The organism is Polynucleobacter sp. MWH-UH2A (assembly GCF_018687195.1).
In the GTDB taxonomy this organism is placed as follows: Bacteria; Pseudomonadota; Gammaproteobacteria; order Burkholderiales; family Burkholderiaceae; genus Polynucleobacter.
The window spans coordinates 30,070-56,272 of the sequence record NZ_CP061321.1 but is presented as its reverse complement, the minus strand read 5'-3'; the positions used below and the strand labels follow the sequence as shown (position 1 = coordinate 56,272).

Annotated in this window: 16 protein-coding genes, 6 tRNA genes, 3 rRNA genes and 1 pseudogene; 2 read left to right on the top strand and 24 right to left on the bottom strand. The window is 47.1% G+C overall.

All coding sequences use genetic code 11. From position 1 onward, the window contains the following. Positions 1-19: 19 nt before the first annotated feature. The 21 genes and pseudogenes from fusA to IC571_RS00190 all read right to left on the bottom strand — a co-directional run bounded on the left by fusA (position 20) and on the right by IC571_RS00190 (position 22,374). Positions 20-2,122: an elongation factor G gene (gene fusA, locus IC571_RS00290; RefSeq protein ID WP_215316672.1), complete on the bottom strand. Its 2,103-nt coding sequence runs from the start codon at positions 2,120-2,122 to the stop codon at positions 20-22. A gap of 27 nt (positions 2,123-2,149) precedes the next feature. After that, positions 2,150-2,620: a 30S ribosomal protein S7 gene (gene rpsG, locus IC571_RS00285; RefSeq protein WP_068320103.1), complete on the bottom strand. Its 471-nt coding sequence runs from the start codon at positions 2,618-2,620 to the stop codon at positions 2,150-2,152. A gap of 172 nt (positions 2,621-2,792) precedes the next feature. Beyond that, positions 2,793-3,173 (bottom strand): 30S ribosomal protein S12, encoded by a 381-nt coding sequence (gene rpsL / locus IC571_RS00280; protein WP_068947691.1) that lies wholly within the window; start codon positions 3,171-3,173, stop codon positions 2,793-2,795. A 178-nt stretch (positions 3,174-3,351) separates the two neighbouring features. Then, positions 3,352-7,614 (bottom strand): DNA-directed RNA polymerase subunit beta', encoded by a 4,263-nt coding sequence (gene rpoC / locus IC571_RS00275; protein WP_215316670.1) that lies wholly within the window; start codon positions 7,612-7,614, stop codon positions 3,352-3,354. 1 nt (position 7,615) lies between these two features. Then, entirely contained in the window at positions 7,616-11,716 is a 4,101-nt protein-coding gene (gene rpoB / locus IC571_RS00270) for a DNA-directed RNA polymerase subunit beta (protein WP_215316668.1), read from the bottom strand. A gap of 227 nt (positions 11,717-11,943) precedes the next feature. Next, positions 11,944-12,321 carry a 50S ribosomal protein L7/L12 gene (gene rplL, locus IC571_RS00265; RefSeq protein WP_173954847.1) on the bottom strand — a complete coding sequence of 126 codons (378 nt, stop codon included), beginning with the start codon at positions 12,319-12,321 and terminating at the stop codon, positions 11,944-11,946. A gap of 141 nt (positions 12,322-12,462) precedes the next feature. Further along, positions 12,463-12,987: pseudogene (rplJ, locus tag IC571_RS00260) on the bottom strand (50S ribosomal protein L10); the annotation flags it as partial. Positions 12,988-13,224: 237 nt separating this feature from the next. Beyond that, positions 13,225-13,926, bottom strand: coding sequence for a 50S ribosomal protein L1 (gene rplA, locus IC571_RS00255; RefSeq protein WP_215316664.1), 702 nt, complete (start codon positions 13,924-13,926; stop codon positions 13,225-13,227). A 2-nt stretch (positions 13,927-13,928) separates the two neighbouring features. Then, the gene (gene rplK / locus IC571_RS00250) at positions 13,929-14,360 is read right to left on the bottom strand and encodes a 50S ribosomal protein L11 (protein ID WP_215316663.1); all 432 of its coding nucleotides are present in this window, start codon (positions 14,358-14,360) and stop codon (positions 13,929-13,931) included. Between the two features lie 183 nt (positions 14,361-14,543). Further along, the gene (gene nusG, locus IC571_RS00245) at positions 14,544-15,116 is read right to left on the bottom strand and encodes a transcription termination/antitermination protein NusG (protein ID WP_173954843.1); all 573 of its coding nucleotides are present in this window, start codon (positions 15,114-15,116) and stop codon (positions 14,544-14,546) included. A 9-nt stretch (positions 15,117-15,125) separates the two neighbouring features. Beyond that, positions 15,126-15,503, bottom strand: a complete 378-nt coding sequence (gene secE / locus IC571_RS00240) for a preprotein translocase subunit SecE (protein ID WP_215316661.1) — start codon at positions 15,501-15,503, stop codon at positions 15,126-15,128. Positions 15,504-15,523: 20 nt separating this feature from the next. After that, positions 15,524-15,599 (bottom strand) — tRNA-Trp (locus tag IC571_RS00235). Positions 15,600-15,616: 17 nt separating this feature from the next. Then, positions 15,617-16,807: an elongation factor Tu gene (gene tuf, locus IC571_RS00230; protein ID WP_215316659.1), complete on the bottom strand. Its 1,191-nt coding sequence runs from the start codon at positions 16,805-16,807 to the stop codon at positions 15,617-15,619. Positions 16,808-16,874: 67 nt separating this feature from the next. Then, positions 16,875-16,949, bottom strand: a tRNA-Thr gene (locus IC571_RS00225). Between the two features lie 21 nt (positions 16,950-16,970). Then, positions 16,971-17,044: transfer RNA gene (locus tag IC571_RS00220), tRNA-Gly, on the bottom strand. Between the two features lie 5 nt (positions 17,045-17,049). After that, positions 17,050-17,134: transfer RNA gene (locus IC571_RS00215), tRNA-Tyr, on the bottom strand. 103 nt (positions 17,135-17,237) lie between these two features. Next, positions 17,238-17,351: ribosomal RNA gene (gene rrf / locus IC571_RS00210) — 5S ribosomal RNA — on the bottom strand. Between the two features lie 106 nt (positions 17,352-17,457). After that, positions 17,458-20,331, bottom strand: a 23S ribosomal RNA gene (locus IC571_RS00205). A 268-nt stretch (positions 20,332-20,599) separates the two neighbouring features. After that, positions 20,600-20,675 (bottom strand) — tRNA-Ala (locus tag IC571_RS00200). Positions 20,676-20,705: 30 nt separating this feature from the next. Then, positions 20,706-20,782, bottom strand: a tRNA-Ile gene (locus IC571_RS00195). 59 nt (positions 20,783-20,841) lie between these two features. After that, positions 20,842-22,374: ribosomal RNA gene (locus tag IC571_RS00190) — 16S ribosomal RNA — on the bottom strand. Together the 16S, 23S and 5S rRNA genes with 5 tRNA genes alongside form the textbook arrangement of a ribosomal RNA operon. 474 nt (positions 22,375-22,848) lie before the next feature. On the opposite strand from IC571_RS00190, the gene IC571_RS00185 reads away from it, so the two are divergent. Beyond that, positions 22,849-23,505: a GNAT family N-acetyltransferase gene (locus tag IC571_RS00185; protein ID WP_215316657.1), complete on the top strand. Its 657-nt coding sequence runs from the start codon at positions 22,849-22,851 to the stop codon at positions 23,503-23,505. A 9-nt stretch (positions 23,506-23,514) separates the two neighbouring features. On the opposite strand, the gene IC571_RS00180 is transcribed toward IC571_RS00185, so the two are convergent. Genes IC571_RS00180 through IC571_RS00170 form a run of 3 tightly spaced genes read right to left on the bottom strand, consistent with a single transcriptional unit; the run spans position 23,515 to position 25,167 of the window. Then, on the bottom strand, positions 23,515-23,868 hold the full coding sequence (locus tag IC571_RS00180; protein WP_215316655.1) for a c-type cytochrome: 354 nt from the start codon (positions 23,866-23,868) through the stop codon (positions 23,515-23,517). Between the two features lie 18 nt (positions 23,869-23,886). Continuing rightward, positions 23,887-24,537 carry a BON domain-containing protein gene (locus IC571_RS00175; RefSeq protein WP_215316653.1) on the bottom strand — a complete coding sequence of 217 codons (651 nt, stop codon included), beginning with the start codon at positions 24,535-24,537 and terminating at the stop codon, positions 23,887-23,889. A gap of 27 nt (positions 24,538-24,564) precedes the next feature. Then, the gene (locus IC571_RS00170; RefSeq protein WP_215316652.1) at positions 24,565-25,167 is read right to left on the bottom strand and encodes a phosphoheptose isomerase; all 603 of its coding nucleotides are present in this window, start codon (positions 25,165-25,167) and stop codon (positions 24,565-24,567) included. Between the two features lie 105 nt (positions 25,168-25,272). On the opposite strand from IC571_RS00170, the gene rsmI reads away from it, so the two are divergent. Beyond that, positions 25,273-26,178, top strand: coding sequence for a 16S rRNA (cytidine(1402)-2'-O)-methyltransferase (gene rsmI / locus IC571_RS00165; protein ID WP_215316650.1), 906 nt, complete (start codon positions 25,273-25,275; stop codon positions 26,176-26,178). Positions 26,179-26,203: the final 25 nt, after the last annotated feature.

The following is a 26,203-nucleotide window of genomic DNA, read 5'->3' as shown; positions in this document are numbered from 1 at the left end:
CAAAATTAATGTGGATAAATTACTTCGCTTTAGCAGCCATGACTGCTTCAGCAACGTTCTTAGGTGCTTCGGAATAATGCTTAAATTCCATGGTGTAGGTAGCGCGACCTTGGGTCAACGAGCGCAAGCCTGTTGAGTAACCAAACATCTCTGCCAATGGCACTTCAGCGCGAACGATCTTACCGCCACCTGGAATGTCATCCATACCTTGCAAAATACCGCGACGTGATGAGAGGTCACCCATTACGTTACCCATGAAATCTTCTGGTGTTTCAACTTCAACAGCCATCATCGGCTCAAGCAACACAGGGGCTGCTTTACGCATACCGTCTTTGAACGCCATAGAGCCCGCCATCTTAAATGCGTTTTCATTGGAGTCAACGTCATGGTATGAACCGAAGAACAATGTTGCTTTGATATCTACAACTGGATAACCAGCCAAAATACCGGAGTTCAATGTTTCGATGATGCCCTTTTCTACCGCAGGAATGTATTCACGTGGAACTACACCGCCCTTAATAGCGTCAACGAACTCAAAACCTTTGCCTGGCTCTTGTGGTTCGAGCTTCAATACAACGTGACCGTATTGACCGCGACCACCAGACTGCTTAACAAACTTACCTTCAACTTCATCGCAAACCTTACGAATCGTTTCGCGATAGGCAACTTGCGGCTTACCAACAGTTGCTTCAACGCCGAATTCACGCTTCATACGATCCACCAAAATTTCCAAGTGGAGCTCGCCCATACCGGAAATAATGGTCTGACCAGATTCTTCATCTGTCTTCACGCGGAATGAAGGATCTTCTTGAGCCAAGCGGTTCAATGCAAGACCCATTTTTTCTTGGTCAGCTTTTGTCTTTGGCTCTACAGCTTGAGAAATCACAGGCTCTGGGAATACCATACGCTCCAAAATCACGATGCTGTCTGGATCGCACAATGTTTCGCCAGTAGTTGCATCTTTCAAACCAACTGCTGCAGCGATATCACCTGCATAAACTTCTTTAATTTCTTCACGTTGGTTTGCATGCATTTGCAATAAACGGCCAACACGCTCTTTCTTACCCTTAATTGGGTTATAGATGGTGTCGCCAGACTTCATTACACCTGAGTAAACACGGAAGAAGATGAGCTGACCAACGAATGGGTCAGTCATGATCTTAAATGCCAATGCAGAGAACTTCTCATCATCAGCTGCTTTACGCTCCGCAGGTGTACCGTCTTCCAATTCACATGGAACTGGTGGAACATCTAATGGGGATGGCAACAACTCAACCACCGCATCCAACATCGCCTGAACACCTTTGTTCTTAAATGCTGTTCCACACAACATTGGAACGATTTCATTGGCGATAGTACGTTGACGTAAAGCCTTTTTAATTTCTTCCTCAGTCAAGCCTTCGCCACCGAGATACTTTTCCATTAACTCTTCTGAGCTCTCTGCAGCAGCTTCGAGCATCTTCTCGCGCCACTCTTCAGCAGAAGCTTGTAACTCAGCAGGAATATCTTCGTAGGTGAACTTGGTGCCTTGTGAAGCGTCATCCCAAATGATGGCTTTCATCTTTACCAAGTCGATAACGCCTTTGAAATTTTCTTCAGCACCAATTGGAATCTGAATCAAGATTGGATTTGCTTTAAGGCGAGTTCTCATTTGGTCATAAACCTTGAAGAAGTTCGCACCAGTACGGTCCATCTTGTTTACAAACGCTAAACGAGGAACTTGGTATTTGTTTGCTTGACGCCAAACAGTTTCAGATTGTGGCTGTACACCACCTACCGCACAGTAAACCATGCAAGCGCCATCTAAAACGCGCATTGAACGTTCAACTTCAATCGTAAAGTCTACGTGTCCTGGGGTATCAATAATATTGATACGGTGCTCAGGCATATTACCTGCCATGCCCTTCCAGAAGGTAGTGGTAGCAGCAGAAGTAATCGTGATACCACGCTCTTGCTCTTGCTCCATCCAGTCCATGGTAGCTGCGCCATCATGCACTTCACCGATCTTGTGATTAACACCGGTGTAGAACAAAACGCGTTCTGTAGTTGTTGTCTTACCTGCGTCAATGTGCGCAGAAATACCAATGTTGCGGTATTTATCGATGGGGGTTTTTCGTGCCACTGTTGGTGCCTTTTCTTAACTATTGGATTAGAAGCGGAAATGTGAGAAAGCTTTATTAGCTTCTGCCATACGGTGAACTTCTTCACGCTTCTTCATTGCGCCGCCACGACCTTCAGCAGCCTCTAATAATTCGTTAGCCAAACGTTGCGCCATTGATTTTTCGCCACGCTTCTTAGCAGCCTCGCGCAACCAGCGCATTGCCAAAGCGGAACGACGTGATGGGCGAACTTCAACAGGAACTTGGTAGTTAGCACCGCCAACACGACGGCTCTTCACTTCAACCATTGGCTTTACATTGCCCATAGCAGTTGAAAAAATTTCGAGGGGTTCTTTGTTTGCTTTTTTCTCGATGTGATCAAAGGCACCGTAAACGATACGCTCTGCAACCGATTTCTTGCCGTCCAACATCAGGACGTTCATGAATTTAGCTACTTCTACATTACCGAATTTTGGATCCGGCAAAATTTCCCGTTTGGGAACTTCACGACGACGTGGCATAACTACTCCTTCAGTTCAGTTAGGGGTAATTCACATGAACTACCCGCTCCGGCTGTCCTACTATTTAAGAAAATTCCTAAACGGAACAGCCACTTACTTGTCTTTAAAGTCTGACAAACAATGACCTACTACAAATTGCTTACTGCAAAACTACAGCTGCTTAATTAAAAAATTAAGCAGCTTTCTTAGCGCGCTTAGCACCGTATTTAGAACGGGCTTGCTTACGATCTTTAACGCCTTGTAAGTCCAAAGAACCGCGAACGATGTGGTAACGCACACCTGGCAAGTCCTTTACACGACCACCACGAATCAACACTACTGAGTGTTCCTGGAGGTTATGGCCTTCACCGCCAATGTATGAAATCACTTCAAAACCATTGGTTAAGCGAACTTTGGCTACTTTACGAAGCGCAGAGTTAGGCTTTTTAGGAGTGGTTGTGTACACACGGGTACATACACCACGGCGCTGCGGGCTGTTTTGCAGCGCAGGGCTCTTGCTTTTAACGGTAAGCCTTGTTCTTGGCTTGCGTAATAGTTGATTAATTGTTGGCATAAAAATAGCTCGGTTAGTACTTCTTTGTTGCTTTCTTCAAGAAAATCAATGACTTAGAGAATTTCTAGGTCAAAAAGACCCTCTTCTGAATCAGTAGAACTCAGCATTCTAGCTTGGCCAGCCTTCCCCGTCAACCTAAATGGGGGAAAACTGGCCATTTGTGGCCAGAATTACCAAATTAGCTTGGATCAGCCTCCCCAGTAGGAGCGATGACTTCAGCCTCTATTTCCACAGGGGCGCTAGCCATTGCCTCTTCCTCGGCAGCAATCATTTGAGCGCGATCACGCTCGAATTGCTCCCTGACCTTGCGAGCACGGCGATAAGACAAGCCGGTACCAGCAGGGATCAGACGACCAATAATGACGTTTTCCTTGAGGCCACGGAGTGTATCGGTCTTGCCCATAATGGCTGCTTCGGTCAATACACGGGTGGTTTCTTGGAAAGAAGCCGCTGAGATGAAGCTGTCGGTAGACAAAGATGCCTTAGTAATACCAAGCAATACATTGTCAAACGAAGCTGGACGCTTACCTTCAGCGATCACGCGATCATTCTCGTCATAAAGCTTGGAACGCTCAACTTGTTCGCCAGGGATGAATGAGGTTTCGCCTGGATCAGTTACCTGAACACGACGCAACATCTGACGCACGATTACTTCAATGTGCTTGTCATTGATCTTCACACCTTGCAAACGATAAACGTCTTGCACTTCATCAACGATGTAAATCGCCAACTCTTCGATGCCTTTGAGAGTCAAGATGTCATGTGGATCAGCAGGGCCTTCCACAATCATCTCGCCCTTGTTCACCACTTGACCGTCGTGAACGAGTACTTGCTTCTCTTTCGGAATCAAGAATTCATTGGCTTCACCATCCATATCGGTAATGACCAAACGTTGTTTACCTTTGGTTTCTTTACCGAAGGAAACTGTTCCGGTCACTTTCGCCAATACTGCTGCATCTTTTGGTGAGCGCGCTTCGAACAATTCTGCAACGCGTGGCAAACCACCGGTAATGTCGCGAGTCTTCTGTGATTCGATTGGAATACGTGCCAATACTTCACCGACTTCAACCTTCTGACCGTCTTTAACAGTAATCAAAGCGCCCACTTGGAGGCCAATGTTTACTGGGTGATCAGTACCAGCGATCATCACATCATTGCCCTTGTCATCAACCAAGTTGATCACTGGGCGAACGCCTTTGCTTGCCGCAGAACGACGCTTACCGTCAATGACCACCAAAGTGGAAAGACCAGTCACTTCGTCAACCTGCTTAGCAACAGTTACGCCTTCTTCAACGTTGTCGAAGCGAGCGATACCAGCGTACTCAGAAATAATCGGACGTGTTAACGGATCCCATGTCGCCAAGCTTGCGCCAGCCTTCACTGCCGCACCTTCTTTTAACAAGAGAGTTGCGCCGTAAGGAACTTTGTGACGCTCGCGCTCACGACCATTGTCATCAACGATCAAGGCTTCACCAGAACGTGAAATCACAATCTGCTCGCCCTTCGCATTCTTCACAACACGCATCGTGCCGGAGAACTTCAAAGAACCATTCGATTTGGCTTCAATATTGCTTGCAACCAAAGCGCGTGATGCCGCGCCACCAATGTGGAAGGTACGCATGGTCAACTGTGTGCCTGGCTCGCCGATTGACTGAGCAGCAATCACACCAACTGCCTCACCAACGTTCACCAAACCACCGCGACCTAAGTCACGTCCATAACACTTCGCGCACAAACCGTAACGAGTTTGGCAAGAAAGTACTGTACGAACCTTCACTTCGTCGATACCCAATGCCACGATTTGATCAACGTGATCTTCATCAAGCAATGTGTCGTTCGGAACGATTACTTCTTGTGTGTCAGGATGAACAACATCGCCGATGCATACACGACCCAAAATACGATCGCGCAATGCTTCGATAATCTCGCCGCCCTCAACCAGCGCCTTCATGGTTACACCAGTAGTTGCGCCGCAATCCTCTTCGATCACCACGAGATCTTGAGTGACGTCACACAAACGACGTGTCAAGTATCCGGAGTTCGCTGTCTTCAACGCAGTATCGGCTAGACCTTTACGAGCACCGTGGGTGGAAATGAAGTACTGCAACACGTTCAAGCCTTCACGGAAGTTCGCAGTAATTGGGGTTTCAATAATGGAGCCATCAGGCTTAGCCATCAAACCACGCATACCAGCCAACTGACGAATCTGCGCAGCAGATCCACGCGCACCAGAGTCTGCCATCATGTAGATGGAGTTAAAAGATTCCTGGCGAGCAGTTTTACCGTTACGGTCGAGTACGTCAACGTGTGACAACTCATCCATCATGGCCTTACCAACTTGGTCACCAGCGGCGCCCCAAATATCAACCACGTTGTTATAACGCTCTTGATTGGTTACAAGACCTGACATGAACTGCTTGTCATATTCCTTAACCTTGGTAGACGCTTCAGTGATGATGCGATCTTTAGAGGTTGGAATCAACATATCGTCGATGGCAATCGAGATGCCGGCCTTAGTAGCCAAGCGGAAACCAGACTGCAACAAGCGATCAGCAAAAATCACAGTCTCGCGCAAGCCGCACTTACGGAATGAAGTGTTGATCAAGCGTGAGATTTCTTTTTTCTTCAAAGGCTTATTAATTTCCTCAAAAGACATGCCCTTAGGCAAAATCTCAGACAAGATTGCACGGCCAACTGAAGTTTGATAGATCTTGGTCTTTTCAGCAAAACGCGCATCGCCTTCTGCCTTTTTGTCCACGATGTCATATTCAGTAATACGCACAGCAACACGGGAAGCCAATTCAACTTGGCCTGCTTCGTATGCGCGCACTACTTCAGTAATGTTGGCGAAAACCATGCCTTCGCCTTTGCCGTTGATCTTGTCACGTGTAGCGTAGTACAGACCCAACACCACGTCCTGTGAAGGAACGATAGATGGCTCGCCGTTAGCTGGGAACAATACGTTGTTCGAGGCCAACATCAATGTACGTGCTTCCATTTGCGCTTCGAGCGACAAAGGAACGTGAACCGCCATTTGGTCGCCGTCAAAGTCCGCGTTAAATGCCGCGCAGACTAATGGGTGCAATTGGATTGCCTTGCCTTCAATCAGCATTGGCTCGAAAGCCTGAATACCGAGACGGTGCAATGTAGGCGCACGGTTCAACATGATTGGATGTTCACGAATCACTTCTTCGAGAATGTCCCAAACGATTGGCGTCTGGCTTTCAACTTCTTTCTTTGCAGCCTTGATTGTGGTTGCAATGCCTAGAGTCTCAAGCTTGTTAAAAATAAATGGCTTGAACAACTCGAGCGCCATCAATTTTGGTAAACCGCACTGATGCAATTTCAATGTAGGACCAACCACGATCACTGAACGACCAGAGTAGTCAACACGTTTACCGAGCAAGTTTTGACGGAAGCGACCGCTCTTACCTTTAATCATCTCAGCCAAGGACTTGAGAGGACGCTTGTTAGCGCCAGTCATAGCCTTACCGCGACGACCGTTGTCGAGCAATGAGTCAACTGCTTCTTGCAACATACGCTTTTCGTTACGAACGATGATCTCTGGTGCGCGCAACTCTAACAAGCGCTTCAAGCGATTGTTACGGTTAATCACACGACGATAGAGGTCGTTCAAATCAGAAGTAGCAAAGCGACCGCCATCCAATGGCACCAATGGACGCAACTCTGGTGGCAATACTGGCAACACTTCCATGATCATCCAGTCAGGCTTAATGCCTGAGCTTTGGAATGCCTCAAGCACTTTTAAGCGCTTAGCGTATTTCTTGATCTTGGCATCGCTACCAGTTGCTTTTAATTCGGCACGAATCGTTTCTACTTCGCGATCGATATCAATCGAACGCAAGAGTTCACGAATACCTTCCGCGCCCATGATGGCAGTAAACGCACCGTCACCATATTCTTCAGTCTTAGCAATGTACTCATCTTCAGACATGATCTGACCGCGCTTCATCGCGCCTTCAGGAGTCATGCCAGGATCCACCACTACATATGCTTCAAAGTAAAGAACGCGCTCGATATCACGCAATGTCATATCAAGAACCATGCCCAAACGGGATGGCAAGGACTTAAGGAACCAAATATGCGCTACAGGGGCTGCCAACTCAATGTGGCCCATGCGCTCACGACGTACCTTAGCGAGAGTAACTTCAACACCACACTTCTCGCAGATAACGCCACGGAACTTTAAGCGCTTGTACTTACCGCATAAGCACTCGTAGTCTTTGGTTGGTCCAAAAATCTTGGCACAGAACAAACCATCACGCTCGGGCTTAAAAGTCCGGTAGTTGATGGTTTCTGGTTTGCGTACTTCACCAAAAGACCATGAGCGAATTTTCTCAGGGGATGCGAGGCCAATCTTGATGACATCAAACTGCTCATCACCCTGCGTTTGCTTAAATAAATCGAGCAATGCTTTCATATCAGTTGCGCTCCATGTCAATGTCAATACCTAACGAACGGATCTCTTTCACCAGAACGTTGAAGGATTCGGGCATACCAGCATCAATCGTGTGCTCGCCCTTGACGATGTTTTCATAAACCTTGGTTCGGCCTGTGACGTCATCGGACTTCACTGTCAGCATTTCTTGCAAGACATATGAAGCACCGTATGCTTCGAGGGCCCAGACTTCCATCTCACCAAAGCGCTGACCACCAAACTGGGCTTTACCGCCCAATGGCTGCTGCGTTACTAATGAGTAAGGTCCGGTTGAACGAGCATGCATCTTGTCATCAACCAAGTGGTGAAGTTTCAAGACGTGCATTACGCCAACAGTTACAGGACGCTCGAACTGATCACCAGTACGACCATCAAACAGAACCATTTGCTGGCGTGATGGAGTCATCTGCAATGACTTGGCAACTTCTTCTGGGTATGCCAATTCAAGCATGCGACCAATTTCAGCCTCGGTAGCACCGTCAAACACTGGGGTTGCAAATGGCAAGCCTTGGCGCAAGTTCTCAGCCAATGCATTGATTTGCTCATCAGTGAAATTGTCGATGTCTTCTTGACGACCAGTTTCGTTGTAAAGCTGCTTGAAGAACTTACGAAGTTCAGCTTGCTTGGCTTGTTGACGAACCATTTCATCGATACGCTTACCAATACCTTGAGCAGCCCAACCTAAGTGGGTTTCCAAGATCTGGCCAACGTTCATACGTGAAGGAACGCCCAATGGATTCAAGACGATATCAACAGGACGTCCGTCAGCCATAAATGGCATATCTTCCGCAGGAGCAATCTTAGAAACCACACCTTTGTTACCGTGACGACCAGCCATCTTGTCTCCAGGCTGCAAGCGACGCTTAACAGCTAGGTAGACCTTAACCATCTTCGTTACGCCAGGCTGTAAATCATCGCCTTGGGTAAGCTTGGTACGCTTCTCTTCGAACGCCTCATCAAACTGTTTACGCTTCGCTTCGATAGAAGATTTGATCGCCTCAACTTGTGAAGCAACTTCATCATCTGCTGGACGAATATCAAACCAATGGTATTTATCCAAATCAGCAAGGTAATCCTTGTCGATCTTGGTGCCTTTAGCTAATTTCTTAGGGCCGCCGTTAGCAACTTTGCCAACCAACAGCTTTTCTAAACGCATGAAGGCATCGCCTTCAACAATACGCAACTGGTCATTCAAGTCCAAGCGATAGCGTTGCAATTCTTCTTGAATAATCGACTGTGCACGGGCATCGCGCTCAATACCTTCACGAGTGAAGACTTGAACATCAATAACCGTACCAACCATACCCGATGGAACGCGCAAAGAAGTGTCTTTAACATCAGACGCTTTTTCACCGAAGATCGCGCGCAGGAGCTTTTCTTCAGGAGTGAGAGTAGTCTCGCCCTTAGGAGTGACCTTACCAACCAATACGTCGCCAGCCTCAACTTCGGCACCGATGTACACAATGCCACTCTCATCCAAACGGGAGAGTTGTGACTCTGCCAAATTGGAGATATCGCGCGTAATTTCTTCTGAACCAAGTTTGGTATCACGAGCAACTACAGACAATTCTTCAATATGAATAGAGGTATAGCGATCATCAGCTACAACCTTCTCAGAAATCAAGATTGAATCTTCGAAGTTATATCCGTTCCATGGCATAAATGCCACAGTCATATTCTGACCTAATGCCAATTCACCCAAATCGGTAGATGCGCCGTCAGCAACCACGTCACCGCGGGCTACACGATCGCCAACCTTCACGATTGGACGTTGGTTGATATTGGTATTTTGATTTGAACGGGTGTACTTGATGAGGTTGTAAATATCCACACCAACTTCACCAGCAGCAGTTTCATCATCGTTCACACGAATCACAACACGGTTCGCATCAACATAATCCACGATACCGCCGCGGTTAGCCAATACAACAGTGCCAGAGTCAACCGCAACGATGCGCTCTAAACCAGTACCTACCAATGGCTTATCTGGACGCAAGCAAGGAACCGCTTGACGTTGCATGTTTGCACCCATCAATGCACGGTTCGCATCATCATGCTCCAGGAATGGAACTAGTGAAGCCGCTGCAGAAACGATCTGGCTAGGAGCAACGTCGATGAAATCAATGCGCTCTGGGCCAACCATCATGGTTTCGCCAGCTTGACGAGCAGAAACCAATTCGTCAGCCAACTTACCGTTTTTGTCGATCGTCGCATTTGCCTGAGCAATCACATACTTTGCTTCTTCAATCGCAGAGAGATAAACCACTTCATCGCTTACCTTGCTATTGGAAACCTTGCGGTATGGAGTCTCGAGGAAGCCATGCTCATTCAAACGCGCAAATAACGCGAGTGAGTTGATCAAGCCAATGTTTGGTCCTTCTGGAGTTTCGATTGGGCAAACACGTCCATAGTGAGTTGGATGCACGTCACGCACTTCGAAACCAGCGCGCTCACGTGTCAAACCACCAGGTCCCAATGCAGAAATACGACGCTTGTGCGTGATCTCTGAGAGTGGGTTAGTTTGGTCCATAAACTGGGACAACTGTGAAGAACCGAAGAACTCACGAATCGCAGAAGAGATTGGTTTGCTGTTAATCAAATCATGCGGCATGAGGTTTTCTGTTTCGGCTTGGCCGAGACGTTCTTTAACCGCACGCTCTACACGTGACAAACCAGCGCGGAATTGGTTTTCAGCCAATTCGCCAACGCAACGTACACGACGATTACCTAAGTGATCGATATCGTCTACTTCGCCTTTGCCGTTACGTAAATCTACGAGGGATTTAATGGTGTCGAGAATATCTTCGTTCGACAAGACCATTGGACCCTCCATCTCGGCACGACCAAGACGGCTATTAACCTTCATGCGGCCAACTCGAGATAAATCGTATGTGTCTTCGCTATAGAACAAGCGCTGGAACAAGGCTTCAACAGCATCTTCTGTTGGAGGCTCACCAGGACGCATCATACGGTAGATGGCGATACGAGCAGCTGTTTGATCAGCAGTTTCATCAGTACGCAATGTCTGAGAAATGTACGCACCAGAATCCAAATCATTGGTATAGATTGTTTCTAATTGCTTGATACCGGCATCGCGCAATGTCGCCAACAACTCTTCAGTGATTTCATCATTAGCGTAAGCCAAGATTTCACCAGAATCTGGATCAACAATATTGCGTGCAACCACACGACCAACTAAATAGTCATCTGGTACAGCGATTGTCTTTGTCTTAGCAGCTTCGAGTTCACGAATGTGCTTTGCATTGATGCGCTTGTCTTTTTGAATGACAACAACGCCATTCTTATCAACCACATCAAAGCTTGCCAACTGACCGCGCAAACGCTCTGGAACAAATTCCATTGATGCACCGTTGGCAGTCAATGAGAAATGATCAAAGTTGAAGAAGTTTGCAAGAATCTGCTCGTTATTTAGACCAATTGCCTTAAGCAAAATGGTGACTGGCATCTTACGACGACGGTCAACACGGAAATACAGAATATCTTTTGGATCAAACTCGAAATCGAGCCATGAACCACGGTAAGGAATGATGCGTGCTGAGAACAGCAACTTACCAGAGCTATGTGTTTTACCCTTATCGTGTTCAAAGAACACGCCTGGGGAACGGTGCAACTGAGAAACGATTACGCGCTCAGTACCGTTAATCACAAAAGAGCCGTTTTCTGTCATGAGTGGAATTTCACCCATGTAGACTTCGCTCTCTTTTACTTCTTTCACCTTAGTAGGCGCTTCGCGATCATAAATAATCAAGCGAACTTTTGCGCGTAAGGCAGAGTGATATGTGTAACCACGTTGTTGACATTCTTTAACGTCAAACGGTGGCTGTGACAACTGGTAAGACACGTATTCCATACGCGCATAGCCGTTGTTAGACACAATTGGGAATGCTGATGTAAAGGCGGCTTGAAGTCCCTCAGTAAGACGAGACATTGCCGGCTTATCAGCCTGTAAAAATTTAGCGTAGGACTCCAGCTGCGTTGCGATCAGGTAAGGAACCTGATGGTTGTTTACTCGCTTAGCAAAGCTTTTACGGACTCGCTTGCGTTCGGTGAAGCTATAGTTCATTTCATCTCCGAATTCAGCGACTGTACAAAGATTTGGCGATTGGCCACTACCAATCACTGGCGGACAACACTACATCACTTAGATCTAGTGTCCGACCAAACTTGCATTCTGCAGTCGTATCAGAAGGCAAACCCGATTTCAATCAGAAATGAAATCGGGTTTGACCTCTAAAGGTCAAACCCAACATGGCTAACGCCCCTTTGTGAGAGGCGCCAGCTGAGTTTGTATTACTTGAGTTCTGCCTTAGCGCCAGCTTCTTCAAGCTTCTTCTTGGCTTCTTCAGCAGTCTTCTTATCAACGCCTTCTTTGATTGGCTTCGGTGCACCGTCAACCAAATCTTTAGCTTCTTTCAAACCAAGTCCAGTAATTTCGCGAACTGCTTTAATTACTGAAACTTTGTTTGCACCAGCTTCAACGAGGTTTACTGTGAATTCAGTTTGCTCTGCGCCACCAGCATCACCACCGCCAGCACCTGCAGGACCAGCAACAGCCATCGCTGCAGCTGATACACCAAATTTCTCTTCGAACGCTTTAACCAAGTCGTTCAAATCCATAACGGACATGCTACCTACTGCTTCAATGATTTCTTCTTTAGTAATCGCCATTTTTAGCTCCTAATACTTAAATAGTTAATTTGTCGCTTATTCAGCGGCAGGGGTTTCGTTTGCTGCTGTAGCTTCTGGGGCTGCTGGTTCAGCTGCAGGCTCTGCGGCTGGCGCAGCTTCTGCTACTGGGGCCGCTGCTTCTGCAGGGGCTGCCGCTTCGGCTACCGGAGCGGGTGCTCCAGCTGCTTTTTGCGTTGCCACTGCGCCCAATACACGAGCCATCGCAGAAACTGGGGCCAACATCACACCCAACAACGTTGATAACAACTCTTCACGGCTTGGAATTGTCGCGAGGGCTTTAACACCTGCAACATCCAACAACTTACCGTTGTATAGGCCAGCTTTAATGACTAGCAAATCTTGAGTCTTAGCAAAGCTCTGCAATACTTTTGCCGAAGCAATCGGATCAGCAGAAATGCCGTAAATCAAGGGGCCAACCATCGAATCAGCAAGAGGCTCAAACTGTGTGCCTTGTGCAGCACGGCGCGCCAATGTGTTCTTCAAGACGCGAAGATATACACCTTGGTCACGTGCGCTAGCACGTAGCTTTGTCAATTGCTCAACTGGAATACCACGGTATTCAGCGAGAACGACAGTTTGGGCTCCAGCCAATTGAGCGCCGACATCAGCAACAATCGCTTTTTTGTCTTGTACATTCAAAGGCACGGTTTAACTCCATAAAAACCAACTGTTTCCAGTTGGGGTTACACACCAGCGTCTGATTATTTGTTCACAAAGGTTCTTGTGAAAATCTTTTCAGGGTCGCCATCTGCGCTGGTCGTTACTTTCGTAACAATTAAGAATTAACTCTTTACTAGCAACTAATTCACCAACGGTCTTTGATGTTCGACTCTCACTCAAAAAGCGGGAGTCGACCCAAAGTTCTTTTTTGTTACAGGCTAATTAAGCTGCTGCCTGTAACGATGCTTGGTCTACACGTACGCCTGCACCCATGGTGCTGCTTACGGCAACCTTCTTTAAATAAATTCCCTTAGATGCAGGAGGTTTTGCTTTATTCAAAGCCTCAAGCAATGCGAGCAAATTGGATTTCAATGCAGCTGGCTCGAATGAACGACGGCCAATGCTTGCATGCACGATACCGGCTTTGTCCACACGGAACTGAACTTGACCCGCTTTTGCATTCTTAACTGCAGTAGCAACATCAGGGGTAACAGTTCCAACTTTCGGATTTGGCATCAAACCACGTGGGCCCAATACTTGACCTAAAGTACCAACAATTTTCATTGTGTCTGGAGATGCGATCAACACATCAAAATCAATTTTGCCGGCTTTAATTTGATCGGCAAGATCTTCCATGCCAACAATTTCTGCTCCAGCAGCTTTGGCTTGCTCAGCCTTCTCACCTTGTGCAAAAACAGCAACACGAACATGCTTGCCTGTACCAGCTGGGAGCACTACTGCGCCACGCACAACTTGGTCAGATTTCTTGGCATCAATGCCCAACTGAACAGCAACGTCGATAGACTCATCAAACTTTGCAGTTGCACACTCTTTAACGAGGTTCAATGCATCTTCTAATGGATAGAACTTGTTGCGATCAACTTTAGATTGAATTGCTTTAACGCGTTTAGATAACTTAGTCATGATTAGATGCCTTCCACAGTGATGCCCATGGAACGGGCGCTACCAGCGATAGTTCTAACAGCTGCATCCATATCGGCCGCTGTCAAATCTGGCATTTTTGCTTTAGCGATTTCTTCCGCTTGAGCACGAGTAATTTTTCCTACCTTATCGGTATGAGGACGTGGTGATCCTTTTTCGATCTTTGCAGCCTTCTTAATCATGATGGTTGCTGGAGGAGTCTTCATGATGAATGTGAAGCTCTTATCAGCGAACGCTGTAATCACAACTGGAATTGGCAAGCCAGGCTCCATGCTCTGAGTTTGAGCATTAAACGCCTTACAGAATTCCATAATGTTGAGGCCGCGTTGACCCAATGCTGGACCTACGGGTGGTGATGGATTTGCTTTACCTGCAGGAATCTGCAGCTTAATAAAGCCAACAATCTTCTTTGCCATGTGTTGCTCCTTAAAGCGCGCCTAACCTCATTAGGAAAGACCGCTGTTGAGTTAACGCTTCGCTAGTTTTTGGCTTTCTAGCTCGGCTCCTCGGTTAATTACAAAATCTAAATAACCACTTAAAAACAAAAAACGACTTTTACTACTTTTGCTGCACCGCAAAACAGGACTAAGTCCTTGTTTTTACATCTTTTCTACTTGGCCAAACTCCAGCTCAACTGGGGTGCCGCGGCCAAAAATTGTAACAGAAACGCGCAATCTTGACTTCTCATAGTTCACTTCTTCAACGTTGCCGTTAAAGTCTGTAAACGGACCTTCCTTGACGCGGACCATCTCACCTACCTCAAATAGGGTCTTAGGCTTCGGTTTATCTACTCCAGCCTGCATCTGATCCATGATTTTGGTGACTTCTGCGTTTGAAATCGGACTTGGGCGATTACGTACGCCGCCCACGAAACCAGTCACTTTTGGCGTGTTTTTCACCAAATGCCAGCTTTCGTCGGTCATTTCCATCTCAATTAAGACGTAGCCTGGGAAGAAGCGGCGCTCAGTTACAGACTTGGAGCCAGACTTCACTTCAACTACCTCTTCAGAGGGAACCAAAATACGGCCAAATTTCTCTGGCATACCTGAACGAGCGATACGCTCCTCGAGGCCTTTTTTAACACTCTTCTCCATGCCGGAATAGGCATGAATTACATACCAGCGCTTATTACCAGCAGCTTGAGAATTTACGACCACTTCTGAATCAGTCATTTTGCTTACTCACTTCCAGCCCAAAAGGACTGAAAAAACTAGCCATTCAATTAATTTGTCTGCAATCCACAAAAACAAGGACATGATCAGAACAAAGCCAAATACGACTAGAGTCATTTGAGTCGTCTCTTTACGAGTCGGCCAAACAACCTTTTTTACTTCATACCAAGAATCTTTTGCATAGGCGATAAAACGACGCCCATCAGGAGAAATCGCCACAATCATGACTGACGCAGCAATGCCGCCAAACAATACCGCTAAGCGCACCAATAAAGATTGGTCGATGAGCGTGTAGTAAAGCACTAACGCGGCAACGACGATTAAAGCAGCAAGGCCTGAGACCCAGCTGCTTTTTTCTTCAGAATGACTTGCAGTTTGTTGAGACATATTGCTTTCAGTTCAAATCGTGGCAGGGGCGGAGGGCATCGAACCCCCAACCTTTGGTTTTGGAGACCAACGCTCTGCCAATTGAGCTACACCCCTTTATTTCTAAATGCTTCTTAAGCCAAAATCTTTGCAACCACGCCGGCGCCAACAGTACGGCCACCTTCACGGATCGCAAAACGCAAACCTTCTTCCATCGCGATTGGCGCGATGAGTTTGACGGTAATCGTGACGTTATCACCAGGCATCACCATCTCTTTGTCTTTTGGCAACTCGATTGAACCCGTTACGTCCGTTGTACGGAAGTAGAACTGTGGACGATAGTTGTTAAAGAATGGAGTATGACGACCACCTTCATCTTTACCCAAGATGTAAACCTCAGCGGTAAAGTGAGTGTGTGGAGTGATAGAACCAGGTTTTGCCAATACTTGGCCACGCTCAACTTCTTCACGTTTTGTACCGCGTAACAAGATACCGACGTTATCGCCTGCTTGACCTTGGTCGAGCAATTTGCGGAACATTTCAACACCAGTACAAGTGGTTTTGAGAGTTGGCTTGATACCAACGATTTCAATCTCTTCACCAACCTTAACGATACCGCGCTCAATACGACCTGTTACTACAGTACCGCGACCGGAGATTGAGAACACGTCTTCTACTGGCATCAAGAACGCACCGTCAACAGCACGCTCTGGAGTTGGGATGTAAGTGTCTAATGCTTCAGCCAATTTCATGATGGCTTCTTTACCCAATGGGCCTTCGTCGCCTTCTAATGCTAATTTTGCAGAACCACGGATGATTGGAGTGTCATCACCTGGGAAGTCATACTTAGACAGGAGTTCACGTACTTCCATTTCAACGAGCTCTAACAATTCAGCATCGTCAACCATGTCGCACTTGTTAAGGAACACAACGATGTAAGGAACGCCAACCTGACGTGCCAAGAGGATGTGCTCACGAGTTTGTGGCATTGGGCCGTCAGCTGCAGAGCAAACCAAGATTGCGCCGTCCATCTGCGCAGCACCAGTAATCATGTTTTTTACATAGTCAGCGTGTCCTGGGCAGTCAACGTGTGCATAGTGACGACCAGCAGTTTCGTACTCAACGTGTGCTGTGTTAATCGTAATACCACGTGCTTTTTCTTCTGGAGCCGCATCGATCTGATCGTATGCTTTAGCTTCGCCACCGAATGCCTTTGAGAGCACGGTTGCGATTGCTGCTGTCAAGGTAGTTTTACCGTGGTCAACGTGACCGATAGTGCCTACGTTTACGTGCGGTTTTGTCCGCTCGAACTTTTCTTTTGCCATTTTTGTCTGCCTTTAGTTAACTCTTCAAAACCAAAACACGAAATACACAATTAATTAAAACTAAGCCTGGTGCCCATGGGCAGGATCGAACTGCCGACCTCTCCCTTACCAAGGGAGTGCTCTACCACTGAGCCACATGGGCCTTTCTTTTTGCTACTAATGCTGGAGCGGGATAAGAGAATCGAACTCTTGACCGAAGATTGGAAATCTGCTGTTTTACCATTAAACTAATCCCGCACATCTGGTGGAGGGGGTAGGATTCGAACCTACGTAGGCGTAGCCAACAGATTTACAGTCTGCCTCCTTTAGCCGCTCGGACACCCCTCCGCGAACCCAATATTCTGACTCCAAATGGAGTTTCTGTCAATATCTCAACGCTTTGCACAAGTAAAAACGCCCAGACCTAAAAGGGTCTGGGCGTCGCATTGGTGCCCGGCAGTTACCTACTTTCACACGGGTAATCCGCACTATCATCGGCGTAGAATCGTTTCACTGTCCTGTTCGGGATGGGAAGGAGTGGTTCCAATTCGCTATGGTCACCGGGCGTAGAGGGTTGAGTTGCTGATAAATCAACAACTCTATTTGAGTAAGCATGTAATTAAGGATGCAGATTAAATCTGGCAAACATCCAACACAATAGTGCTGGTTATAGGATCAAGCCTAACGGGCAATTAGTATCGGTTAGCTTAACGCATTACTGCGCTTCCACACCCGACCTATCAACGTTGTGGTCTTCAACGACCCTTTATGTAGGTTAAACCTACGGGAGATCTCATCTTCAGGCAAGTTTCCCGCTTAGATGCTTTCAGCGGTTATCTCTTCCGTACATAGCTACCCTGCGATGCTTCTGGCGAAACAACAGGTACACCAGCGGTACGTCCACTCCGGTCCTCTCGTACTAGGAGCAGCCCCCGTCAAATCTCCAACGCCCATGGCAGATAGGGACCAAACTGTCTCACGACGTTTTAAACCCAGCTCACGTACCTCTTTAAATGGCGAACAGCCATACCCTTGGGACCGGCTACAGCCCCAGGATGAGATGAGCCGACATCGAGGTGCCAAACACCGCCGTCGATATGAACTCTTGGGCGGTATCAGCCTGTTATCCCCAGAGTACCTTTTATCCGTTGAGCGATGGCCCTTCCATACAGAACCACCGGATCACTATGACCTGCTTTCGCACCTGCTCGACTTGTCGGTCTCGCAGTTAAGCACGCTTTTGCCATTGCACTTTAGGTACGATGTCCGACCGTACCAAGCGTACCTTCGTACTCCTCCGTTACACTTTGGGAGGAGACCGCCCCAGTCAAACTGCCTACCATGCACTGTTCCCGACCCGGATAACGGGCCAAGGTTAGAACCTCAAATAAATCAGGGTGGTATTTCAAGGTTGGCTCCAACAGAACTAGCATCCTGTTATCAACGCCTCCCACCTATCCTACACAGACCGATTCAAAGTCCAATGCAAAGCTACAGTAAAGGTTCATGGGGTCTTTCCGTCTAGCCACGGGTAGATTGCATCATCACAAACATTTCAACTTCGCTGAGTCTCAGGAGGAGACAGTGTGGCCATCGTTACGCCATTCGTGCAGGTCGGAACTTACCCGACAAGGAATTTCGCTACCTTAGGACCGTTATAGTTACGGCCGCCGTTTACTGGGACTTCAATCAAGAGCTTGCACCCCATCATTTAATCTTCCAGCACCGGGCAGGCGTCACACCCTATACGTCCACTTTCGTGTTTGCAGAGTGCTGTGTTTTTATTAAACAGTCGCAGCCACCTTTTTATTGCAACCCTTTCGTCCTCCCCTTGTACAGGTTCAAACTACCAGGGCGTACCTTATCCCGAAGTTACGGTACAAATTTGCCGAGTTCCTTCTCCTGAGTTCTCTCAAGCGCCTTAGAATACTCATCTCGCCCACCTGTGTCGGTTTGCGGTACGGTCTTGTTAGACTGAAGCTTAGAGGCTTTTCTTGGAACCACTTCCAATTGCTTCGCGAATAAATTCGCTCGTCTCACGCCCTTGAATTACGCTACCGGATTTACCTAATAGCCATCTCCAACGCAAGAACCGGGACATCCAACACCCGGACAACTTTCCGCGATCCGTCCCCCCATCGCATCTAACAATGGTCAAGGAATATTAACCTTGTTCCCATCAGCTACGCATCTCTGCCTCGCCTTAGGGGCCGACTCACCCTGTTCCGATGAACGTTGAACAGGAAACCTTGGGCTTACGGCGAGGGGGCTTTTCACCCCCTTTATCGCTACTCATGTCAGCATTCGCACTTCTGATACCTCCAGCATCCTTTACAAGACACCTTCACAGGCTTACAGAACGCTCTCCTACCATCACATTGCTGTGATCCGCAGCTTCGGTTATATGCTTAGCCCCGTTACATCTTCCGCGCAGGACGACTCGATCAGTGAGCTATTACGCTTTCTTTAAAGGATGGCTGCTTCTAAGCCAACCTCCTGACTGTTTTAGCCTTCCCACTTCGTTTCCCACTTAGCATATATTAGGGACCTTAGCTGGCGGTCTGGGTTGTTTCCCTCTTGACACCGGACGTTAGCACCCGATGTCTGTCTCCCGTGCTCGCACTCGTAGGTATTCGGAGTTTGCTATGGCGCAGTAATCCGCAATGGACCCCACTACCATGACAGTGCTCTACCCCCTACGGTGATACACGAGGCACTACCTAAATAGTTTTCGGAGAGAACCAGCTATTTCCAGTTTTGTTTAGCCTTTCACCCCTATCCACAGCTCATCCCCTAACTTTTCAACGTTAGTGGGTTCGGTCCTCCAGTACGTGTTACCGCACCTTCAACCTGGCCATGGATAGATCAACTGGTTTCGGGTCTACACCCAGCAACTAGCGCCCTATTCGGACTCGCTTTCGCTACGCCTTCCCTATTCGGTTAAGCTTGCTACTGAATGTAAGTCGCTGACCCATTATACAAAAGGTACGCAGTCACCCCTTACGAGGCTCCTACTGTTTGTATGCACACAATTTCAGGATCTATTTCACTCCCCTCCCGGGGTTCTTTTCGCCTTTCCCTCACGGTACTTGTTCACTATCGGTCGATTACGAGTATTTAGCCTTGGAGGATGGTCCCCCCATATTCAGACAGGATTTCACGTGTCCCGCCCTACTTGTCTCTAGCCTAGTACCACCCAATAATTTTCACATACGGGACTATCACCCTTTATTGTTGGACTTTCCATTCCATTCTGTTAATTACTGAGCTATCACTAGAAGGCTCTTCCCATTTCGCTCGCCACTACTCTGGGAATCTCGGTTGATGTCTTTTCCTCTCGCTACTTAGATGTTTCAGTTCACGAGGTTCGCTTCTCATACCCTATGTATTCAGGTATGGATACCACAAAAGTGGTGGGTTTCCCCATTCAGAAATCCCCGGATCAAAGCTTATTTACCAGCTCCCCGGGGCTTATCGCAGGTTATAACGTCTTTCGTCGCCTGTAATCGCCAAGGCATCCATCATGTGCACTTATTCACTTGATCCTATAACGAGCACCATTGCTAGCACCTGTTACAGATTTTACTTCTACTTCTGACATGTTTGCCGTAATCCAAACTGTAAGTACTTGTTAAGAACTTTGTAAAACTCGTTTGATATTACTGATTGATGATTCAATCTTTACCCTTATTACATTGTCAAACGCACTCTCAAAGATACGTTTGACACTTTGCTTACTCAAATTTTTAAAGAACAGCCATAAATGGCAAAACTAAACAATTGACTAATTGCTTAGTTTTGACATTTAAGAGTTGGTGGAGGATGACGGGATCGAACCGACGACCCCCTGCTTGCAAAGCAGGTGCTCTCCCAGCTGAGCTAATCCCCCAACGTCCACTAAGACCATATCACTACTGATTGGTGGGTCTGGTAGGACTTGAACCTACGACCCCTGCGTTATCAACACAGTGCTCTAACCAGCTGAGCTACAGACCCGTGGCTATTATTGTCAACCGATAAGTGTGGGCACTATAGCTCCAGCATCTTTTCTCTAGAAAGGAGGTGATCCAGCCGCACCTTCCGATACGGCTACCTTGTTACGACTTTACCCCAGTCATGAACCCTGCCGTGGCAGTCGCCCTCCTTGCGGTTAGGCTAACGGCTTCTGGCAAAACCCACTCCCATGGTATGACGGGCGGTGTGTACAAGACCCGGGAACGTATTCACCGCGACATTCTGATCCGCGATTACTAGCGATTCCAGCTTCACGTAGTCGAGTTGCAGACTACGATCCGGACTACGATGCATTTTCTGAGATTAGCTCCCCCTCGCGGGTTGGCAACCCTCTGTATGCACCATTGTATGACGTGTGAAGCCCTACCCATAAGGGCCATGAGGACTTGACGTCATCCCCACCTTCCTCCGGTTTGTCACCGGCAGTCTCTTTAGAGTGCTCTTGCGTAGCAACTAAAGACAAGGGTTGCGCTCGTTGCGGGACTTAACCCAACATCTCACGACACGAGCTGACGACAGCCATGCAGCACCTGTGTTCACTTTCTCTTACGAGCACCTAATGTATCTCTACTTCGTTAGTGACATGTCAAGGGTAGGTAAGGTTTTTCGCGTTGCATCGAATTAATCCACATCATCCACCGCTTGTGCGGGTCCCCGTCAATTCCTTTGAGTTTTAATCTTGCGACCGTACTCCCCAGGCGGCTGACTTCACGCGTTAGCTACGTTACTCAGGATGTAAATCCCGAACAACTAGTCAGCATCGTTTAGGGCGTGGACTACCAGGGTATCTAATCCTGTTTGCTCCCCACGCTTTCGTGCATGAGCGTCAGTGTTATCCCAGGGGGCTGCCTTCGCCATTGGTATTCCTCCACATATCTACGCATTTCACTGCTACACGTGGAATTCTACCCCCCTCTGACACACTCTAGCTATACAGTCACAGGCGCCATTCCCAGGTTAAGCCCGGGGATTTCACGCCTGTCTTGTATAACCGCCTGCGCACGCTTTACGCCCAGTAATTCCGATTAACGCTCGCACCCTACGTATTACCGCGGCTGCTGGCACGTAGTTAGCCGGTGCTTATTCTTCAGGTACCGTCATTCCCGGACTGTGTTAGAGCCGGTGTTTCTTCCCTGACAAAAGAGCTTTACAACCCGAAGGCCTTCTTCACTCACGCGGCATTGCTGGATCAGGGTTGCCCCCATTGTCCAAAATTCCCCACTGCTGCCTCCCGTAGGAGTCTGGGCCGTGTCTCAGTCCCAGTGTGGCTGATCGTCCTCTCAGACCAGCTACTGATCGTCGCCTTGGTGGGCTTTTACCCCACCAACAAGCTAATCAGGCATCGGCCGCTCTAATCGCGCGAGGTCTTGCGATCCCCCGCTTTCCCCCTCAGGGCGTATGCGGTATTAGCACAGCTTTCGCTGCGTTATCCCCCACGATAAGGTACGTTCCGATGTATTACTCACCCGTTCGCCACTCGCCACCAGGTGCAAGCACCCGTGCTGCCGTTCGACTTGCATGTGTAAGGCATGCCGCCAGCGTTCAATCTGAGCCAGGATCAAACTCTTCAGTTCAATTCCTGTGATCCTTGCGGATCGTCGCACTCATTCAAGAAATCGACTTGGTAAAAACCAAATCTCTTTACTGTCTATGAGTACTATTTATTTACATCTGTCCCGAAGGACTGGATGCTTTCACTTAGTACCCACAATTATCGGTTGACTAATTTTTAAAGAGGGCTGAATCGTTTTTTGAAAAACATTCAGCGAAGAAGCGAGACTATGACATACCCGAATAGGGTTGTCAACACCTTTTGCACTCTTTTTCCTAAAAAAAGCGAAGATTTTTCTGACTTTCTAAAAAACCTCAATAAAATCAGTCACATAAAACTTGAAAAAAATTTCAATCTTTTTTGAAATTTTCTGCGTTTAGCCCCTCTTTTTGAAGCTCGGCGAAGAAGTGGGGGTCACCTTAAAGGCTATTTGCGCATAAGCCACAAACCAAGGGAAAACCCTGAAATTTTCTCTGATTGGTGCTAATATGTTGCTATGCACAATAAATTAGCGAACAGTCACTCACCTTCCAGCCCTTTCTTGGCGGGGCGGGTAGTTCCTGTGCGAGAACTTCATGCGGGTCATAAGGAAGCGATCCTCGACCACTTGCTTAAGCTAGGCGATGAAGACCGTCGCCTACGTTTTGGCACCCAGACCCCGGATGAAGTTATTCATCATTACGTTGAACACCTAGATTTCAATCAAGATGCGGTTTTTGGTGTATTCAATGCCGACCTGCAGCTCATTGGTATGGCTCATCTAGCCTATCTTCCTGAGATCAAAGGGCAGCCCCGTGCTGCTGAATTTGGAGTTTCTGTGTTGCCAGAGGGTAGGGCGCAAGGGCTTGGTACTGCGCTACTGAACCGCTCTGCAGTGCACTCACGCAATAGCAATATTCAAACCCTTTATGTTCACTGTCTTGCAAACAATAAAGCCATGATGCATTTGGCGCAAAAAGCCGGCATGAAAGTGGAGTATGCCTATGGCGATGCCGACGCTTACCTCACATTGCCACCAGCGAATCCTGGCACGATTGTTGAAGAAGCTGCTAATGAACAGTGGGCTGATTTTGATTACGCATTAAAAGAAAATTTGAAACTTGCCAATCAAGCATGGTGGTGGTTTTTAGGAAAACCAAAACACGCGCGTTAACGAAGCATGTTAGTTGAGGTTTGGTGCGCCACGCAAAATCCAACTCACCAATAAAGATAAATCTGCATCGCTTAATTTTGCGTTTGCCGGCATCGGCACAACGCCCCATGAGCCTGCGCCGCCTTTAATAATTTTGTTTTTTAAAAAGGTGGTTGCGTTTTGATCGTGTTTGTATTTTTGTGCGACAGATTGAAAGCTTGGACCAACAATTTTTTTATCAACCGCGTGACAACCTAAACAAGCATTTTGTTTTGCGAGTACAGAAGCTTGTTGGTCTTCGTTATTGCAATAGGCTTTTGTAATAAAACAAAAAAGCGCTGTAAAAATAAAAATTATTTTTACTAGCGCATATTTTTGCAACATCACAACACTTCTCAAAATTTATTGGAACTTTGGCGGGCTATTGGGTTGTGATTCGTCAGCTTTACCTTGCTTCTCTAGGCGGTTTTTTTCTCCGTCAGAAATAATGTCAAAGTAAACATAAACATCTTTTACGCCATTGGTATTGCTAGCTACTTTTTTGGCAAGGTCTGCTTCTTTTTGAGTCAAGATTCCCATCAGATATACGCTCGCTCCCTCTGCCACGATGGACATAGAATTTGATGGCAACTGATCAGTAAAAATCATTTGCGTTTTAATCTTTGATTCGAGATAAGAATCGTTTGCACGAGCAGTGTAGGTGCTGTTAGGTCCAATCACAATTTCATTAAACACAGTACGCGCATTTTTCATGGCCTTTACATAAGCATCGGCTTCGCCTTTAATGTCGGCATCTTTTGCTTCACCAGTTAGCAACACTTTCTGATTAAATGAAGTCACATTGATGTGTGCGTTATCCCCGAATTTTTTGGAGAGCGCCGCATTTGCTTGCATCTCAATTCCATTGTCAATTGCTTGCACGCCTGGCGTACGACGATCCGCCATCACGCTAGCGCCTGCCGCAACGCCACCCACCGCCAAAATTCCGCATGCAGATAATTGGGTGGCGAGCAAAACTGCAATCAAAGATTTACTAATAAATTGGATTTGCATAAAGGTACTTTGTATTGATTTAAAAAATTAACCTAACAAGACGTGATCAACACCATCACATAAGCCATGCAGCAAGACCAAATGGGTCTCTTGAATGCGCGCCGTACGAGTTGAGGGTGCGCACAAATGAATGTCATCTTTATCCAAGAGGGTAGCAATCTTTCCGCCACCGTTTCCAGTAAGCGCAATAATTTTGATGCCGATTTTTTTTGCGGCCTCAATTGCTTTCACAACATTCTTTGAGTTTCCTGAAGTAGAAATTGCTAACAAGATGTCGCCTTTTTTGCCTAGGCCGCGCACTTGTTTACTAAATACTTCGTCGTAACTGTAGTCATTACCAACGGCTGTCAATATGGAGCTATCGGTTGTCAAAGCAATTGCAGCCAACTCTTGTCGTTCACGCTCAAATCGGCCGATCAGTTCTGCCGCAAAATGCTGAGCATCAGCAGCGGAGCCTCCATTGCCACAAGCCATTACCTTGCCACCCGCTTGCAAACAATCCACCATGGCCAGCACGCCCTGAGCAACTGCATTGGGAAGCGTCTTTTCGGCTTCCTGTTTTACGGCAATGCTGTCTAAAAAATGTTGGGATGCGCGTTGACGCAAACGTTCAATCGTATCTTTGTTCATAGCAACATTATGCGCCAAAGTAACCCTAAATTTAGATGTAGTCAGCTTAACTCAAAACCAACGTATTCTCTTGTTATTGATTCATGTTCAGCAGACAATAAACCCATGGAATTTGCCTCACTCGATTTTTTAAAACAACAAGATCTGCCATCTGGGGCTTTGTACATGGTTGCAACTCCTATTGGGAATATGGGCGACATTACTTTGCGCGCCCTGCATATCCTCAATTCAGTCGATGGGATCGCTTGTGAAGACACCCGACATAGCGCGGCTCTTTTACGCCAGTTTGGTATTCATAAAAAGTGCATTGCACTTCATGATCACAATGAGCTTAGTGGTGCACAAACTGTTATTCAGCATCTTTCAAACCATGAACGCTGGGCTTACATCTCTGATGCTGGCACCCCTGGAATCTCTGACCCAGGAGCACGCTTAGTAGAGCAAGTTCAAAATGCTGGGTACCGAGTTATTCCGGTTCCAGGCGTAAGTTCAGTATCTTGCGCAATTTCTGCATCTGGTTCAGTCATGCTGAACTCAGAGGGGCGCTTTCAATTCTTAGGCTTTTGGCCGCATAAAACTAAGGATCGGGATGCCTGTTTACAAGACATTATCAGCAGCAAGAAGGTGAGCATTTTTTTTGAATCACCACACCATATTCGCGAGACACTTCTCTTGCTTGCAAGTTCCTTAGAAAAAGAGCGCTCTCTACTCATCTGCCGAGAGCTTACAAAGAAATTTGAGCAATTAGCTTCAATTCAGGCGCATGAAATTTCAGAATGGCTTGAAAATTCCGAACATCTAAAAGGTGAATTTGTCATTCTCGTGGCGGGTCGCAAGGGCAATACTGATGAGGCTCCAGACATTGACTCTCTCAATCGCTTGGCGCATGCATTGACCCCCTATCTTGGCAGCAAAGAAATTGCTACAGTGCTATCCCAAACCTTAGGCACAAACAAAAAAGAGGCTTATCAAATTGCTCTAGATGCAAAAGCAGAAGAGCAAGAAAAATAAAAGCTGGCATATAGCCAGCTTTTAA